The organism is Bacteroides rodentium JCM 16496, from assembly GCF_000614125.1.
GTDB lineage: Bacteria > Bacteroidota > Bacteroidia > Bacteroidales > Bacteroidaceae > Bacteroides > Bacteroides rodentium.
Map to the genome: position 1 here is coordinate 1 of NZ_BAKJ01000012.1, position 19030 is coordinate 19030.

The following is a 19030-nucleotide window of genomic DNA, read 5'->3' on the forward strand; positions in this document are numbered from 1 at the left end:
GACTTTAGGCCGCCTGAGCCGTATAAACGGATTGTGGTTCATTTTCATCATTGCCCCCACATGAAGTGAATGATACGGCCATCATAAAATTGGTTTTGATAAATAGCTACGGAACAGACACACTTTAAGTACAAAAACATCGGTTGTAGATTGCTCTTTTGCCTCAATGTTAAGGCAGATTTTGTATGCTTGTATGGCCTCGTCGTATTTCTTCTCTCCTTGCAGGGAGCGGGCGTAGGCATATTGTTTGCGTAAGGTTTCCACTGACGGAACAGTCCCATTTGTGGAAACACTGTCCTGCTTTGTGCCACTGCTACATGAGAATAAAGAAGTTACCACAAGGATTATAGAAATAATCGACAAATTCAGGTCCATAATTTATAGTCAGATGTTTGCTTGTAAAAAGGGGAATTAAAAAATGACCCGCCTGTTAGAGCATTGTCAAGAGGCTTGGCTGGTTCTACTGCTTGCAAATATAGAGCTTTTACCTTGAACTGAAAAAAGTATTCCAATTTTACCCCTAAAAATGTTTTCGATAATATTCCGGTTCATCTTGACTGTCTTTGTGTTTATAGGTGGCTGATTTCTTAATGTCAGTCATTTACGGTTTTCCATGAGTGGAAGTCGGATTCGTTCTACAGCTGAATATCAAAAGTTTCAGCAGCATAAACCATTAGTTTCATTAGTGCAAACCAAAAGTTTGCACCGTATGAAACTATTGGTTTCAAATGGAGAAACTATTGGTTTCTGTTATTGAAACTATCTGTTTTTCATAGCAAAACTAAAAGTTTCATGTTTAAAACCAAGAGGATAGCATTGATGGCACTGAGCCGGACAAGGCGGGCTGTCTGAAGGTATCAAAAGTGGTATTCACCACAGATTACACAGATTTGCACAGATAAGCATCCTTGATTATCAGTAGATTAAGCACATTCTGTGTTAATCCGTGTAATCTGTGGTGAATTTTGACACACCCCCGTGATAGATACTTGTTGCGGTTTTTATCTATCACGCCTATCTATCACGGACTAATTGGTTGATGGATAGATAGATGGATGGTATTCCGTGATGGCGTGACGGATGTTTTTGTTTTTTTCAACTTTTGTGTAGGGATGGTTGCTGTTACAAGATGAATTTCAGCACATAGATACCGGCTAACATCAGCGCCATTACAAGGCATGCAAATATGACGAGTAGCACAAGACTGTAAGTCAGCATGAGGATAGTGCGCCAGAAGCTTCTCCACCAGGTGCCGTGGTACAATTGTTTATAATCCCAGCAGAAGAGGACGAAGATAAACCATAGGGGCAACTCATACAAATCGTCTACCTTTGCGTACCCGTTGAAAGGCAGCACGATGATGCTCAGCAGGAGTATCTGGCAAGCTATGTAGGCTTGTATGAACACATGCTCCGTGGTATTGTAGTTTAACTTATATTTCCGGCGTCGGAAGGCAAGTTGGGTGGCAAGTGCAAACAAAGGCAGTGTGGCAATGATGCGGAATGCCTTGTTTCCGTGTCCCCAGCTCTTCATCAGATTCCATACTTTCATTAGGAAAGGAGAGTTCTGGAAGACTTTTTCCAGTCTGTTTCCCACCTCCGAGGTGTCGTTTACAAATTCATCGATGAGGTCGCCATCATCGCTGTTCTGTTCGGATACCTGTGTGGCAGAAGTGGAGTCGTTCTTCTCTTCCAGTTTGTTCAAGCTTTTCTCCAGGCTTTTTATAGTGATGGCGAGGGCTCGCTTTTCCTCTTTGCTATAGGTTTTCTCCATCTTTTTGGTAAGCTTCTCTTTAGCGGCAATGATTTCTTCTTTGTCTGTCTGCTCTGTCTTTTCCGTTTTTTCTTTTTTGCTCAGAGCTTCCGGGTCTACCAGTTGCACAGCCATGATATAAAGGGCTGCAAGAATGAAGAGTGTCTGGAACGGGCGAAAATACTCTACACGCTTACCACCGATGAAGTCTCTAATCATGTATCCCGGACGGTAGAGGAGTTCCAGAAGGGTACGTCCAAAGCCATTATCTATATTGAAGAAGCCTCCGGCAATGTTTTTAAGCGCATTACTCAACCGATAGCGTGGAGTGTTACGGCTTTGTCCGCAACGGTTACAGTAGTTGCCGGTATAGGTGGTGCCACAATTCAGGCAGGTGCAGGTTTCGTTGCCAGCGGGAGGAGTTTTTCTCCCTTGTATCAGCTTGATGTGAAATGCGCGCAGGCGTACTGCGCAGGGGTGCCACCATGAGTCGATGAAAGTTCTTGCTTTGTTGGGTAGTATCCTTCTTTTTTGGAGGATGCCCCACAATGTCAGTATGAAGACAACCGGGAAGAAGTTGCTGTCGTCGGTCATGTCCAGCTCTTCAATAGCCAACCAGAAGAGTGTCACTAGAAGGAGGATTTGCCAGACACTTATCCTTTTCTGTTTCCGGAGAGAAGTGGCATGCGCGTTTTCCGGCCGGATGGGATTTTCAATCTTGAATATGGAAGGATGCTCCTCCTGAACTGCCAGCAGTTCTTCCAAAGTGCTCATTATTTTCCGGTGTGGGTACTTCTCCAATTCTTTGGCAGTGGTTACTCCGTGGGTGACTCCGGCAAAGTCTACTCCGGCCGCTTGGGCTGTTTCCGCATCTACTGTGCTGTCGCCTATATAGAGAGTCTCGGCTTTGGTGACATGTAGCCGCTTCATGGCAAGGAGTAGCCCTTCGGGAGATGGCTTGGCGGCTTTCACGTCTTCACCACCCACGACGATGTCCATAAAATCTTCAGGAAAATGCTGGTCGAGGAGTTCCTTGATGCGGAATCGGTATTTGGTCGAAATGATTCCGATGCGGGCGCCGGAGTCCTTCAGTGCAGTCAGTACGGACTTGGTTTCCAGGAAAAGCACCGTGTTGACAGTCATATGCGTATCGGCCTCTTTTCGGTATTCTGCCTTGAATCCTGCCAGTTGTCCGGCATCTGTCACGCCGGTGAGGATGGAAAAAGAGTCTTCCAGAGTCTTGCCGATAGTACGTTTGATGTCGTCATCCGTCACCTCTGTATATCCGTGGCGGGTCAGTACGTTGCGGAAACAAGTGACGATTCCGCGGGAAGAATCAGCAAGCGTATAGTCAAAGTCGAAAAGATAGGTCGTGTAATTCATTGTGACTTTTTGTGGCAAAGATAGTGTAAAGTCTATTTTTACAAAATAAAAAAGAGGATTAATCGGAATTTTGTATTACTTTTGTTTGCATGAATTCTGTAGAAAAGTGACAAGATGTGTAAGTGTTTTATCCGGTTAGGTTGTTATACTATACACGTTAACCCTATAATGTTATGAATTTGATAAAATCTTGTTGTTTGTTTGTGGCCTTTTCGTCCTTTCTGGCATGCACCTCGCAGGTGTCGGATGTGGAGAGTGTGTCTTATACAGAGTTTGTGAATCCCTTTATCGGTACAGATTTTACTGGAAACACCTATCCGGGTGCCCAGGCACCGTTTGGCATGGTGCAGCTCAGTCCTGACAACGGACTGCCGGGCTGGGACCGTATTTCCGGATATTTTTATCCGGACAGTACCATTGCAGGCTTCAGCCATACCCATCTCTCCGGAACCGGCGCTGGTGACTTGTATGACATCTCTTTTATGCCGGTGACATTGCCTTATAAGGAGGCGGAAGCTCCGCTCGGCATTCACTCTTTGTTCTCTCATTCGGAAGAGTCGGCAAGCGCCGGATACTATCAGGTGCGTCTGAAAGATTATAATATCAATGTAGAGTTGACGGCCACCGAGCGTTGTGGCATTCAGCGGTATACTTTCCCCAAAGCCGATGCTGCCGTTTTCCTGAATTTGCGGAAAGCCATGAATTGGGATTTTACTAATGATTCTCACATAGAAGCCGTCGATTCGATAACGGTGCAAGGTTACCGTTACTCTGACGGTTGGGCACGCGACCAACGCCTCTACTTCCGTACACGTTTCTCCAAACCGTTTGCTGCGATGCAGCTCGATACAGCTGCCATAGAGAAAGACGGCAAGCGGATAGGGACATCTGTCATTGCACGATTCGACTTCCAGACTAAGGAAGGAGAACAGATTCTTGTCAGTACTGCCATCTCCGGTGTGAGTATGGAAGGGGCGGCACGTAATCTGGCAGCCGAAGTACCCGATGATGATTTCGACAAATACCTGGCTGCTGTGCAGGATGATTGGAACGAACAATTGTCCCGGATAGAAATAAAATGCGATGACCGCGATGAGAAAGTCAAGTTCTATACAGCTTTGTATCATTCGATGATTGCTCCTACCATTTACAGTGATGTGGACGGCGCCTATTACGGTCCCGACAAGCAAGTGCACCGGGCGGAGGGCTGGACAAATTACAGTACTTTCTCCTTGTGGGACACTTACCGTGCGGCTCATCCTCTCTATACCTTTATTGAGCCGGAACGGGTGAACGATATGGTGAAGTCCTTCCTCGCCTTCTTCGAACAGAACGGTCGCCTTCCCGTATGGAATTTTCAGGGGAGCGAGACAGATATGATGATAGGTTACCACTCTGTGCCGGTCATTGTAGATGCCTATCTGAAAGGTATTGGGGACTTCGATGCGAAAAAGGCCCTGGAGCTTGTGTAGCTACTGCCAATATCGATTCCTATCGTGGCATCGGGCTCTATAAGAAATATGGCTATGTGCCTATAATGTGACAGACCGGTATAATTCGGAAAACTGGTCACTTTCCAAAACACTGGAATATGCATACGATGACTATTGTATAGCCCGTATGGCAGAGAAGCTGGGCGATAAGGAGGTTGCGGACGCGTTTTATAAGCGTTCCCGTAATTACCGGAATGTCTACAATCCGGTAAGTTCTTTCATGCAGCCCCGTGATGACAAGGGAGAGTTTATCCGGAACTTCTCACCGGACGACTATACTCCGCACATCTGCGAGAGCAACGGCTGGCAATACTTCTGGTCTGTGCAGCAGGATATTGACGGTTTGATAGCTTTGACTGGAGGTAAGGAACGGTTTGCCCAGAAGCTGGACAGTATGTTTACTTACAATCCTTCTGCAGATGATGAGCTGCCTATTTTCAGCACCGGGATGATTGGTCAGTATGCACATGGAAATGAGCCTGGCCATCACGTCATCTATCTGTTCAATGCTGTGGATCAACCTTGGAAAACCCAGAAATATGCAGCCCGGGTGATGCGTGAACTCTACCTGAACACTCCTGCCGGTTTGTGCGGCAACGAGGATTGCGGACAGATGTCCGCCTGGTATGTGCTTAGTGCGATGGGCTTTTATCCGGTAGACCCGGTTGGCGGAAAATATGAAATCGGTACCCCCCTATATCCGGAAATGAAGATGCACCTGCCCGGTGGAAAGACCTTTACGGTACTGGCACCGGCGGTGAGCAAGGAAAATTGCTACATTCAATCTGTCAAACTCAACGGTAAGAACTATGACAAAAGTTATATTACGCATGAACAGATAATGGATGGAAGTGTTTTCGAATTTGAAATGGGGGATAAACCGGGCCAGGCATGGTACAGCCCCCGATAACCGGCTAAAATATGGATGAACATTTCGACTTGACATATAAATCTCTTTTCCGCAGGTATTACGGCAATCTGCTGTTCTACGCCACACGCATTGTGGGAGAGGAAGATGCGGAAGATGTGGTACAGGATGTTTTCGTGGAGCTGTGGAAGCGGAAAGATACCATGAAGGTGGGAGAGCAGATTCAGGCTTTTCTGTATAGGGCGGTGTATACCCGTGCCTTGAACGTTTTGAAGCATCGGGACATTGTGAGTGGCTATGAGGCTGTCATGCTCGAAATCCATAAAAAGAGGGTTGAGTTCTATCAACCCGACAGCAATGATGTGGTGAAACGGATAGAGGATGCCGAACTCAGGAGGAAGCTGTCCGATGCCATCAATGAATTGCCGGACAAGTGCCGGATGGTATTCAAACTCAGCTATCTGCATGATATGAAGAATAAGGAGATAGCTGATACGATGGGAGTGTCATTGCGTACGGTGGAGGCCCACATGTACAAAGCTTTGAAGTTGCTGCGTGATAAACTGGGGTATCTGAACCTGATGTTGGCTCTGTTTTTCATCGGGAAAGTAAGTGTTTTTGCGAGCAGCGTTGTTTTATTATCATAATGAAGGAAAGAATGAATAAGTTGAATGAGGAGATATTGGCCAAGTTCCTTATGGGTGAATGTACGGAAGATGAACTTCGTGAGGTGAACGCCTGGCTGGAAGAGTCTGGTGAGAATGCACGCGAATTGTTCAGGCTGGAGGAGATTTACCATTTGGGGAGACTGGGGGATACTTCGAATACACAAGACATAGAAAAGGCCGAAAAGCGATTGTTTAAAAGGCTGGAACAGGAGAAGACGAAACTGTACAAGGTGCGGAGGATGGTTGGATGGATGCGGTATGCGGCCGTATTTGTGGGCCTCTTCCTTTTGGGTACTTTCGGCTATCTTTTTTATCAGACTTATAGCCAGCCGGAAACATTACTGGCTGTCACCACTCATGATAAGATTAAGGAACTGAAACTGCCGGATGGAACCAAAGTCTGGCTGAATAAAAACACCACCCTGAAATATCCGCATGAGTTTGCAGGGGAGGGAAGAAAGGTTTATCTGGAAGGAGAAGGATATTTTGAGGTGATGAGGAACCCGGAGAAACCGTTTGTTGTACAGAGTGAGGCCATGCAGGTCAGAGTATTGGGAACTGTTTTCAATCTCAAGTCTGACAAGGCTAAGATGTCTGCGGTAGCTACCCTGCTGAAAGGCGAAGTAGAGGTGAAAGGCAATCATGGCGAGGGGATGATTACCCTTGCCCCCGGACAAAAAGCAGAGCTGAACGGAATGACCAGACGTCTGGTGGTGAAGCAGGTGGATACGGGAATCGAAAACTGGCACAACAATGAGTTTGTCTTTGAGAAGGCCGACCTATACACTATTGCGCGTACATTGGAGAATTCGTATGGGGTGAAGGTAATTCTGGCACCGAACATCGATGTAAGCAAGACCTACTCAGGTACACTGAAGAAAAAAGAGAGTGTGGGGGCTGTGCTGAATCTGATAAGGAATGCCATTCCATTGGAGTATAAAATTGTGGGGAATAGTGTTTTCCTCTCCTCAACGAAGTAGGAAGGCCGCACAAATTCGAGATATGACGAGAAGATTTTACTTAATACTAACAACTTTCTGATATTATGCGAAAACTAATCCTATTGCTTTTTTTTGTGAGCAGTGCTTTATGGCTGCATGCCAAAGACTTTACCCAGTATGTCAGTCCTCTTGTCGGCACGCAGTCTACTTTCGAACTTTCCACCGGTAATACCTATCCTGCCATCGCACGTCCCTGGGGTATGAACTTCTGGACTCCTCAGACAGGTAAGATGGGTGACGGCTGGCAATACGTCTATACCGCGAACAAGATCCGTGGTTTCAAGCAGACACACCAGCAGTCCTTGGATTAACGACTACGGGCAGTTCTCGATCATGCCGGTGGTTGGCAAGCCCGAGTTTGATGAGGAGAAGCGTGCAAGCTGGTTCTCCCACAAGGGCGAAGTGGCACTTCCTCATTATTATAAGGTATATCTTGCCGAACACGATGTAGTTACCGAGTTCACGCCTACCGACCGTGCTGTGTTGTTCCGTTTCACTTTCCCTGAAAATGATCATTCATACGTTGTTGTCGATGCCTTTGACAAGGGCTCTTATGTGAAGATACTTCCGGAGCAGAATCGTATTATCGGTTATACTACCCGTAACAGCGGCGGTGTTCCCGCGAACTTCAAGAACTATTTCGTGATAGAGTTCGACAAGTCCTTTACTTACAAGGCTTCTGTAGCCGATGGCGTCTTGAGCGCGAATAAGGTTGAGCAGGAAGCCGGACACGCCGGTGCTGTTATCGGTTTCAAAACCCGCAAGGGTGAAGTGGTACATGCCCGTGTAGCCTCTTCTTTCATCAGTTTTGAGCAGGCTGACCGTAACTTGAAGGAGCTTGGCAATGACAATTTGGAAACATTGGTTCAGAAAGGTCAGGATGCTTGGAACAAGGTGCTGGGCCGTATTGATGTGGAAGGCGGAACCCTTGACCAGTACCGTACTTTCTACTCATGTCTGTATCGTTCCTTGTTGTTCCCCCGTGCATTCTATGAACTGGATGAGGCGGGAAGTCCTATTCATTACAGCCCTTACAATGGTCAGGTGCTGCCCGGTTATATGTATACGGATACCGGTTTCTGGGATACTTTCCGCTGTCTGTTCCCGTTCCTCAACCTGATGTATCCGTCAGTGAACAGGCAGATTCAGGAAGGTCTTGTCAACACCTATAAGGAAAGCGGTTTCTTCCCCGAATGGGCAAGTCCGGGTCACCGTGGCTGTATGATTGGCAATAACTCTGCTTCCGTACTGGCAGATGCCTATCTGAAAGGTGTGAAGGTGGAGGATGTGCAGACGCTGTACGAAGGTCTCATCAACGGTACAAAGAATGTCCATCCCGAGGTCTCTTCTACGGGTCGCCTCGGCTATGAGTATTACAACAAGCTTGGTTATGTTCCCTACGATGTGAAAATCAACGAGAACACTGCCCGTACTTTGGAGTATGCTTATAATGACTGGTGCATCTACCGCATGGCAAAAGAACTGAACCGTCCGAAGAAAGAGCAGAAACTCTTTGCGGAACGTGCCATGAACTATAGGAATGTGTTTGATAAGGAAAGCAAGCTGATGCGTGGTCGTAATCAAGACGGCCGGTTCCAGGCTCCTTTCTCTCCATTGAAGTGGGGTGACGCCTTTACTGAAGGTAACAGCTGGCACTATTCCTGGTCTGTATTCCACGACCCTCAAGGTCTGATAGACTTGATGGGGGGAAAAGAGTCTTTCGTGGAGATGCTCGACTCTGTATTTATTGTCCCGCCCTTGTTCGATGACAGCTACTACGGTCAGGTAATCCATGAAATCCGTGAGATGACAGTGATGAATATGGGTAACTATGCCCATGGCAACCAGCCCATCCAGCACATGATTTACCTTTATAACTACGCCGGGGACCTTGGAAGGCTCAATATTGGCTTCGTCAGGTTATGAACCGCATGTATACTGCCGGTCCCGACGGTTATTGCGGTGACGAGGACAACGGTCAGACTTCCGCGTGGTATGTCTTCTCTGCACTTGGTTTCTATCCGGTTTGCCCTGGTACGGACGAGTATGTGCTGGGCGCTCCTCTGTTCCGTAAGGTTACCCTCCATTTCGAGAACGGTAAGTCCCTGACAATTGACGCTCCGGATAACTCACCGGGAAACATGTATATCGAGTCTCTCAAGGTGAACGGCGTGGATTATTCCAAGAATTATCTGACGCATGGCGATTTGCTGAATGGCGGTACCTTGAGGTTTGATATGGGCAGCCAGCCTAATATGAAGAGAGGTACGCAGCCGGAAGATTATCCTTATTCTTTCTCGAATGAACTGAAGAAGTAAAGAATAGTAATAATATAGTAAGAAAAAGGTTGCCTCGGAAATAAGTTGATATATCATTTTGCTATTTGCTGTCTGTATTAGAGATGATTTTCTTGAATCGGGTGGAAATAATTATTTACTTCGTTAGTAATATTGAGCAAAATGATATATCAACTTATTTTCGGGGCAACTCTTTTTTTAGGATTAATGATAAAAAAGATACTTTTTCAGTAAGTGTATTTTCATGGTCCGTTGTTTTATATAGGAATGCGGGAGAATGAATCTCTCGAAGTAATTTATTGTATAACCTATAAATTGTGTTTATGAAAGACAATTATGCTTTTCGGAGTTCGACGTTCATGCGGGCTTTATTAGTTTTGTTGTTCATGGCAGTTTCTATCCAGTGGGGCTTTGCCCAGTTAAACCTGAATGTGTCTCGCGGCACATTGGGGACAGTCATTGAACAAATCAAGTCTCAATCCAAGTCTCAATTTTTTTGTGACGACAAACTGGCTGCGTTGCCGGTAGAAAACGTCAAAGTGAACAATGCATCCATTGGAGATGCTTTGAATGTTATTCTCAAGGGGAAAGACATTTCGTATAAAGTGGAGGATAACATCGTTTATCTTTCTGAAAAGTCTGCTGCTCCTCAAGAAGGCAACCAACAAGGGAAAGAACGGACGATTACCGGAGTTGTGTCAGACGACATGGGACCTCTGATTGGTGTGAATGTATTGGTAAAAGGTACCAGTAACGGGTGTATTACCGACCTCGACGGTAACTTTACGCTGACCACTACGGAAGCGAATCCGGTGATTGTATTCTCTTATATCGGTTATACTACGCAGGAAATTCCCGTGAAAGGTAATGCACCGATTAATGTGATGATGTCTGGTGATACTCAACTTCTTGATGAAGTGGTGGTTACCGCTCTCGGCATCAAACGTGCGGAAAAGGCTTTGAGCTATAATGTGACCCAAGTGGATGCTGAGTCTGCATTGGCTGTGAAGGATGCTAACTTTATTAATTCGCTGAATGGTAAAGTGGCGGGTTTGAACATCAATGCCTCTTCTTCCGGTGTGGGTGGTGCCAGCAAAGTAGTGATGCGTGGTTCCAGAGGTATTGAGCAGTCCTCTAACGCTCTTTATGTTATTGATGGTATTCCGATGTATAATCTTAGTTCAGCAGGTGGTGAAAGCGAATTTGATTCACAAGGTACTACTGAGGCCATCGCTGACCTTAATCCCGAAGATATTGAATCTATGTCGGTATTGTCGGGTGCAGCTGCTGCGGCTTTGTATGGTAGTAATGCTTCTAATGGTGCCATTGTCATTACGACTAAAAAGGGTAAGGAAGGACGTGTCTCTTTGTCTGTTTCCAGTAATACGGAAATGCTGAATCCTTTTGTGATGCCTAAGTTCCAGGATTGGTATGGTACATCGGGTACGGATGCAAGTTGGGGCAAACGTCTGAATACATCTAATCGTTATGGCTATAGTCCGAAAGATGATTATTTCCAGACCGGTATCATAGGTACGGAAACCATTTCCCTTTCTACGGGTACGGATAAGAATCAGACGTATTTGTCTGCCGCTGCCGTAAACTCCCGTGGAATTGTACCCAATAATAAATATGAGCGCTACAACTTTACATTCCGCAATACGACACAGTTCTTGAATGATAAGATGAAACTGGATGTAAGTGCGCAGTACATCATGCAGAAAGACCGTAATATGACCAATCAAGGTATCTATGCCAATCCGGTGGCTTCTGCTTACTTGTTCCCACGTGGTAATGATTGGGACGAATACAAGATGTTCGAACGTTATGACCCGGTTCGCAAGCTGTATACGCAGTATTGGCCGCAAGGTGGTGGCTCATATCGTTTGCAGAACCCTTATTGGATTAATTACCGTAACCTGCGTGAGAATGACAAAGACCGTTATATGTTGAGCGCTTCTTTATCCTATGACATTTTGGACTGGTTGAATATTGCCGGACGTGTACGTGTGGATAATTCAATGAATCGCTTCACACAGAAGTACTATGCTTCTACCGAGCCCACCATTGCCGAAGGTTCTGAAAACGGATATTATGGAGTGACCAACCTCAATGATAAGCAGGCGTATGCTGACTTCTTGATTAATATAAACAAACACTTCGGTGACGATTGGGCACTGACTGCCAACATCGGTGCTTCTTATTCGGATACCCGTTCGGAAGCAATGGGCGTGAAGGGTCCCATTCCTTCTAACGGACTTGCAAACTTTTTCTCTATAACTCAGTTGGATCGTCAGACCACTAAGCGTGAAGAATCCGGTTATCGTGAACAGACACAATCTGTGTTTGCTTCTGCTGAAATCGGTTATAAGAGTGCATACTATCTCACCGTGACGGGACGTAATGACTGGCCTTCTCAGTTGGCCGGACCGAAGTCGGCGCAGAAAGGTTTCTTCTATCCGTCAGTGGGTGCTTCTGTATTACTTTCCGAGATATTTAAGTTGCCCGAAAGTATTTCTTACTTGAAGTTGCGTGCTTCATGGGCTTCTGTCGGTTTGCCATTCAAGCGTTTTCTGGCATATCCTACTTTTGAATGGGATAATTCAACCGGTATGTATAAGACCAAATCGGCTTATCCTTTGTATGATTTGAAACCGGAACGTACGGATTCTTGGGAAGTCGGTTTGACGGCTCGCTTCTTGAAGGATTTCAATTTAGACATTTCTTTCTACAATACTAAGACTTATAATCAGACTATGGATACTCAAGAATTACCAACCGGTGGTTATAGCACGTTCTATGCACAAACGGGTAATGTACGTAACCGTGGTGTGGAACTTTCTTTGGGTTATAAGCACACTTGGAATAAGTTTACTTGGAATTCCAACTATACGTTGAGTGCCAATAAGAATAAAATCCTTAGTTTGATTGACGGATATGTCCATCCGATTACCGGTGAAGTAATATCTAAGTCGCAGCTGGATATGAAAGGTTTGTCCAATGCTCACTTCATTTTGAAGGAGGGTGGTTCTTTAGGTGACCTTTACTCTATGTCCGACTTGAAGCGTGACGCCAACAACAATATTTATGTAGATGCTGATGGTGCGGTAAAAACCGAAAGCCTGAAGAACGGCGTCAAATTGGGCAGTGTGTTCCCGAAAGCAAATATGGCATGGCGCAATGACTTCCAATATAAGAATTTCGGTTTCGGTTTCTTGCTGACAGCCCGTCTTGGCGGTATTGTTTATTCTGCCACGCAAGCTACCCTCGATGCCAATGGCGTTTCAGAAGCATCAGCTTGGCACGTGATAATGGTGGTGTGATTATAAACGGCGGTGATGTGATAGATGCCGAAAAATGGTATACTACGGTAGGTGCCGATAGCGGTATTCCCTTGTATTATACTTATAGTGCGACCAACTTGCGTTTGCAGGAAGCTTCTGTCAGCTACACAATCCCACGGGCTAAATTGGGCAATGTAATGGATATTACCCTTTCATTGATAGGACGTAACTTGTGGATGATTTACAGCAAGGCTCCTTTTGACCCTGAGGCCACTGCTTCTGCAACCGATAACTACTATCAGGGTATAGACTACTTTATGATGCCGAGCATGCGCAGTGTGGGTTTCAATGTTAAACTTAAATTCTAAAAAGCAAGAATTATGAAGATATATAATACAATAGCAAGATATATGGCTATGGGAGCTATTCTGCTGGGCAGTGTGGCTTGTACGGACAATTATATGGATTACAACAAAAATCCTCATGAACCGGATTTGGAGGAGATGTTGCCGGATGATTATTTGTTCAGTGCGCTTCTCCTGAATATGCAGGACGTGATGATGCCGGAACAGGAGAATTTTGCCCAATATGTGGACTGCTTGATGCCGGGAAGTTTTTCCGGTTATGTGGCAGACTCCAACCTGGGTACCGGTTGGTCGGGACGTTTTGCTACCTTCAATCCGTCTGAGGCATGGACACGTATACCTTTTGCTGATTTTTATGATAAATTTTATCCTAACTATTTCCAACTGAAAGACCAGTGCACTGATGAGGTGTATTTGGCTTTGTCTGAATTGTATCGTATCTGTGCCATGTTGCGTGTGACAGATAGCTATGGACCGATTCCTTATTCGCAGGTGGGTGTGAACAATGCCTTGAAGTCCGGTTATGATTCTCAAGAGCAAGTTTATACCAAGATGTTCGAGGATTTGGATAAAGTTATAGACGTGCTTACCACTTATGCCAATCAGCAGTTCAATGCCGGTGGAGACCGTATTTATGAAGGCAATACAAAGGCATGGGTGAAGTTTGCCAATTCAATGAAACTTCGTATGGCAATGCGTATTGTGTATGCAAACGAGAACCTTGCCAAGCAGAAAGCGGAAGAAGCGGTAAATGCGGAAATAGGAGTGATGACAGCAAGTGCCGATGGTGCTTATCATAAGGTGGTGGACCACAATCCGTGGGAACGTTTCATGCCGAATTGGAGTGATGCACGTATTTCTGCTGATTTGGTATGTTATATGAATGGATTCAATGACCCGCGTCAGGAAGCCTACTATGGCAAATCGACTTTTGCCGCAGAATCGCAAGGTGCTTTTAAAGGTACGGACGATTATGTCGGTTTACGTCGCGGAATCGGGCAGGGAATGTTTAATGCCTGGTCTCATGGCTATTCTTGCATGAAAGTGACGGTAAGTGATAAAATGTTGATTTTCCCCGCTTCGGAGGTGGCATTCTTACGTGCGGAAGGTGCTTTGCGTGGTTGGAACATGGGCGGTACGGCTCAAGCTCTTTACGAAAATGCTGTGGCTCTTTCTTTTGAAGAACGGGGAGTGTCAGGTGTAAGTGAGTATTTGGCTAACTCTACAAAAACTCCTTCTGCTTATAAAGACCCGTTGAAAGGTGAAGACGGACAGAAATACGATTATTCAGGCTCTACAAGTTCCACGGTTACAGTGGCTTGGAATGAGGCTGATGATTTTGAAAAGAAACTGGAGAAAATCATTACTCAAAAGTGGATAGCCATTTTCCCGAATTGCATGGAGGCATGGTCGGAATATCGTCGTACCGGTTATCCGAAGTTAATGCCGGTGGCACATAACTTGAGTGACGGTGTGGTGAATAGTGCTGAAGGTGCACGTCGCTTGACTTATCCTGCCGATGAGTATCGTGACAATATGGAGAATCTGAGTGTAGCTCTTTCTGCTTTAGCTAAAGAATCCAGTAATAAGAAAGGTGATACAATGGCAACCCGCGTTTGGTGGGATTGTAAATAATCTGTTAACTAAATCAACCAATTAATTATTGAGTAATATGAAAAGATATAATAAGATATTTGGAGCGTTGCTTCCTGCATTGGCTATGACCTTATTGGCATCATGTACCGATGTAGAGAGCATTGAACTCAACAGACCCGGATTGGACGAAGAGAGTCCGGAACTCTATGCCAAGTATTTGCAGAATTTGAATGAATACAAAAGTTCCGAAAGCCACAAAGTGACGTATGCATGGTTTGATAACAGTGTGAAGACTCCCTATAGCCGTGGACAGCATATTTCGGATGTACCTGATAGTTTGGATGTGGTTTCTGTGATGCATCCTGCTGATTTGGCCGAATTTGAAATAAAAGATATGGCTGCTGTACGTGCCAAAGGGACAAAAGTGTTTATACCATCAGTTTTGACAATATCCGGAAAGAATATGCCGATAAGGTAGTGGAGGGTGTTGAAACAGGAACGTTTGCTGCTTATTTGCAGGCCGAATTGGACAGATTGTTGGGATATGAAGCTTCGTTCGATGGTATTATTGTTGAATACAAGGGGAAGAATCCTATTTATATGTCGGATGAGGCTAAGGCTGAGGCTAAAGCTGAACAAGATTTGTTTTTCGCTGCAATTATGAAATGGAAGGGTAGTCATGCTGATAAGATGCTGACTTTCCAAGGTTATCCGGAAAATCTGATGGGGCAGACTGTTTTGTCAGAGTGCCGTCACATCATTTTGGTGACCGACAAGTTGGAGGATGTCCAACAGTTGTCGTTGGTAGTTCGTAAGGCTATGATTTCGAAAGAAGTTCCTACCGATCGTTTTGTGGTGGCTGTTTCTACGGTTTCGATGGATGCTACGGATGGTAAAACTGGATATTTCGGTGAAAAACGTGCCATGAAGGAAGCCGCTTATTGGGTAACAGAGTCTTCTTCTGATTATACCCGTGCCGGTATTGCCATCTATAATATTCAATATGACTATTATAATGCGGATGCAATTTATCCGTGCGTGAAAGAAGCTATAAATATTATGAATCCTGCTCCTATTAAATAAAAAGAACATTATGAAATTGAAAAACTTATATTTAGTATCAATGGCATTGTTGACTGGTGTGTTAGCTTCTTGCAGTGATGATATTGAGAACTTCGACAATCAGTTATATATTAATGCTTCTATAAAAACCAGTACTGTATTACTGAAAAGTACGGTTCCTACTACTGAAGGGCAGTTTCAGCTGTCTATGGCCAAGCCGGTTGAGTATGATATAACGGCTACTCTAAAGATAGATGCTTCATTGGTTTCTACTTATAATGAAGCCTATTACGACAATGCGGAAATGCTTCCCGAAGGACATTATACATTGGAAAACGAACAGGTGGCTATTCCTGCCGGTACAATTCTTTCGGATATGGTGTCTGTGAAGTTCAGCAAACTGGACGAGTTGGATAGAGAAAAGGTGTATGTATTGCCGGTTACTGTTGCGCAAGCCAATATCAGTGTGTTGCAAAGTGCTTCTACAATGTATTACATACTGAAAGGTGCCGCTCTCATCAACACGGTGCCCAATATGACTAAGAACTCCGTGTTTGTCACTTGGGATAATCCCGATGTGGTGAATCACATGAAACAGTTTACTGCCGAATGCTTGGTTCGCTTCGACAAGTTTGGCAAGCTGATTAGTTCCATTATGGGCATTGAAGGTCACTTCCTGCTTCGTGTGGGAGATGCCGGTATCGGTGACAATCAATTGCAGATTGCTGCAAGTCCCAACTTGACTTCTTCGGATCTGGTAATTCCTGCCGGTGAATGGCTGCACATCGCCATGACGTTCAACGAGGGTGATGTGACCGTCTACTATAACGGTAAGCAGGTGTATGCCGGACATACCAATATGAGCGAAGTGAATTGGGGACAGACTCAAACGAATGAAGGTAATGGATTCTGGATTGGTCACTCTTATAATTACGACCGTTGGCTGGAAGGTAACATCAGCGAGGTACGTATCTGGAATAAGGTATTGACTAAGGACGAAATCAATGCCAAGGATCATTTCTATGAGGTGGCTCCCGGTAGTGAAGGTCTTGTGTCTTATTGGAAATTCGATGAAGGTGCGGGTACTTCTATCCGTGATTATAGCGGAAACGAGAATCATGCCACTGCTGTAAATGCTTTAACCTGGAATGCCGTGGAGCTTCCCGCTAAAGCGAAATGATGTATTATACCTTAATATACTAAACTGATATTTATCATGAAATATAAGAATTATATAAAAATGAGTTTGCTGGCCATGGCCTTTGGGACTGTTACATCGGTTTTTACGGCCTGTGAAGACGATATAGTCATCTCTAATAAAGACAAAGGTAAACTGGAAACGGTGGATGGCGTATACGGCATGGTGAAGTCGCTGGCCGGAGCGCGTGAACTTACGGCGATTTCTGTCTTTGGTGACAAGACAGCCAGCGGACATGTCTATTTTGAATTGACTAAAGCTGCCGACAAAGACGTTACGGTGACTTTTACTGTCAGCCAAGATGCTTTAGACGCTTATAATGATGCTCATGGTACATCTTACACGATGTACCCCAATGTGAGTCTGGTAAATGGTGGAACAGCTACAGTGAAATCCGGAGAGAGAAAGTCTGCTCCGGTGGAGTTAACGATTCAAGCAGGAGGTTCAATAGGTTCTACATACGCTGTAGCTGTTTCTGCAACCGCCAATGATGGAGTGGAAATGTCTGCTGCCAATCAGTCGTATGTTTACTTGGTGAAACCTCAGCCGGCCATTCCCGATTCGAAGAAAGGGGACATTCTTACTCACTGCTTTGTGGAGGTGAACGATGAGAACATCTTGAATTTGGGCGAATACACCATGAAGAAGAGCGGGAAGCCTTTCTTTGATGTGGTGAGTATTTTTGCCGCCAATATCAATCAAGACACCGAGACCGGTCGTGTACACGTGTTCTGTAACGATAAGGTATCTTTCCTTTTAGAAAATGCGGATAAGTTCATCCGTCCTTTACAGGCTAAGGGCATTAAGGTGACCATGACTATTCTTGGTAACCATGACGAGGCCGGTATGGGCAACCTTTCGGAAGCTGCTGCCAAAGACTTTGCCAAGGAACTGAAGGCTTACTTGGATATCTATGGCCTGGATGGCATCGACTTTGATGATGAGTACACCAGCTACAACAACTCCAATCCCAGCCCCGGCTTCGAAAAACGTTCACGTGCCAACTTCGCGCGCTTGGTTTACGAATGCCGCCAAGTATTTGGCAACAAGTTGATCGGTGTGTATGAATATGGTTCGATTGACTCTCCCGACGGTGAGGTAGAGGGTATGAAGGTAGGTGACATCGTGGACTATATGACCTACGGTTATTATCAGAATCAGAATCCCTCCGGAGCCTTTGGCCGTGAAGAATCCCACTTTGAGAACCTGCCTAAATCCAAGTATGCCCCGCTGCCTTGGAAGATTAATGATGAGCTGAACGGAGGTTGGAGTGGATTTGACAAGAGCAGATTCCAAAAAGTGAAAGATGAAGGCTATGGCATTCAGATGTTCTACAACCCCAAACCGCTGAAGTATCAGTACTATGTGTTGCTTTCAGAAATAAGTGAGGTGCTCTTTGATGATGGAGTGGAATGGAGTGGCAAGTACTGGAGCCGTACCGGTGAAGCTTATCAGGGCAAAATGCTGGGTTATGAAGATTTGGTCGGCGAGTGGAAGGTAACTTCCAGTAACTCCCTCTTTACCTATGTGGACGAAGAAGGTAATCCCCGCTGGTGGGACTGGAAGGGCAGCCAGGAGTTTGAGAAGAACGTAATCATCGAGAAAGACGCAGAAGGCACCGGTTATCTGGTTTACAATTGGGGAACTCTCTCCGAAATTACCGGTAAGTATCCGATGCACTGCGATTACTATAACGGTGCACTGCTTATCTATCCGCAAACCATTCACGAGGGCGATGCTGAAGATCCTGCTACGTATAAAATGCATTTCGGTACTTACAGCAAGGTCTTCCAGTGGAAAGCATATCCTCAGTATGATAATTATTCCATGGATGGTGATATTGCTCCTAACGGTGACATGCGTATCTATGGCTTGGGCAACAGATGGGCTATCAATCCTTACAAGTATGTAGGCGGTGAGATTGAAACCACCGTCTTCCCCGATGTTCCTTACTTCGTGAGTGAGAACTATACGATGAAGAAGGTACGCTGATGCCATGTTTTCCGTAAACTGAGGTTTCGGAAAACGGACACTTGAATTCTTTCATAGATAAAACAAAGGAG

General features: G+C 45.2%; 9 protein-coding genes and 3 pseudogenes. 10 read left to right on the forward strand and 2 right to left on the reverse strand.

The genetic code is table 11. The annotated features are described in order from the left end of the window. Positions 1 to 81: 81 nt before the first annotated feature. Positions 82 to 375: an outer membrane protein assembly factor BamD gene (locus tag JCM16496_RS07250; protein WP_025833265.1), complete on the reverse strand. Its 294-nt coding sequence runs from the start codon at positions 373 to 375 to the stop codon at positions 82 to 84. A 747-nt stretch (positions 376 to 1122) separates the two neighbouring features. Then, positions 1123 to 3135 carry an HAD-IA family hydrolase gene (locus JCM16496_RS07260; protein ID WP_025833267.1) on the reverse strand — a complete coding sequence of 671 codons (2013 nt, stop codon included), beginning with the start codon at positions 3133 to 3135 and terminating at the stop codon, positions 1123 to 1125. A 173-nt stretch (positions 3136 to 3308) separates the two neighbouring features. On the opposite strand from JCM16496_RS07260, the pseudogene JCM16496_RS07265 reads away from it, so the two are divergent. The 10 genes and pseudogenes from JCM16496_RS07265 to JCM16496_RS07305 all read left to right on the forward strand — a co-directional run bounded on the left by JCM16496_RS07265 (position 3309) and on the right by JCM16496_RS07305 (position 18959). Further along, positions 3309 to 5538 (forward strand): annotated as a pseudogene (locus JCM16496_RS07265) (GH92 family glycosyl hydrolase). A gap of 11 nt (positions 5539 to 5549) precedes the next feature. After that, a complete protein-coding gene (locus tag JCM16496_RS07270; protein WP_025833269.1) occupies positions 5550 to 6143 on the forward strand; it encodes an RNA polymerase sigma-70 factor in 594 nt (197 codons plus the stop codon). Positions 6144 to 6154: 11 nt separating this feature from the next. After that, positions 6155 to 7144 carry a FecR family protein gene (locus tag JCM16496_RS07275; protein WP_025833271.1) on the forward strand — a complete coding sequence of 330 codons (990 nt, stop codon included), beginning with the start codon at positions 6155 to 6157 and terminating at the stop codon, positions 7142 to 7144. Between the two features lie 65 nt (positions 7145 to 7209). Continuing rightward, a pseudogene (locus tag JCM16496_RS07280) lies at positions 7210 to 9483 on the forward strand (GH92 family glycosyl hydrolase). 302 nt (positions 9484 to 9785) lie between these two features. Then, positions 9786 to 13114: pseudogene (locus JCM16496_RS07285) on the forward strand (TonB-dependent receptor). 12 nt (positions 13115 to 13126) lie between these two features. Beyond that, a complete protein-coding gene (locus JCM16496_RS07290; protein WP_025833273.1) occupies positions 13127 to 14746 on the forward strand; it encodes a SusD/RagB family nutrient-binding outer membrane lipoprotein in 1620 nt (539 codons plus the stop codon). Between the two features lie 37 nt (positions 14747 to 14783). After that, positions 14784 to 15185 (forward strand): glycoside hydrolase family 18, encoded by a 402-nt coding sequence (locus JCM16496_RS25385; protein ID WP_500778594.1) that lies wholly within the window; start codon positions 14784 to 14786, stop codon positions 15183 to 15185. Next, entirely contained in the window at positions 15185 to 15790 is a 606-nt protein-coding gene (locus JCM16496_RS25390; protein WP_500778595.1) for a glycoside hydrolase family 18, read from the forward strand. The genes JCM16496_RS25385 and JCM16496_RS25390 overlap by 1 nt, the downstream gene beginning before the upstream one ends. Before the next feature lie 10 nt (positions 15791 to 15800). After that, positions 15801 to 16949, forward strand: a complete 1149-nt coding sequence (locus tag JCM16496_RS07300; RefSeq protein ID WP_025833274.1) for a DUF1735 and LamG domain-containing protein — start codon at positions 15801 to 15803, stop codon at positions 16947 to 16949. Positions 16950 to 16985: 36 nt separating this feature from the next. Beyond that, a complete protein-coding gene (locus JCM16496_RS07305) occupies positions 16986 to 18959 on the forward strand; it encodes a BT_3987 domain-containing protein (RefSeq protein WP_025833276.1) in 1974 nt (657 codons plus the stop codon). Positions 18960 to 19030: the final 71 nt, after the last annotated feature.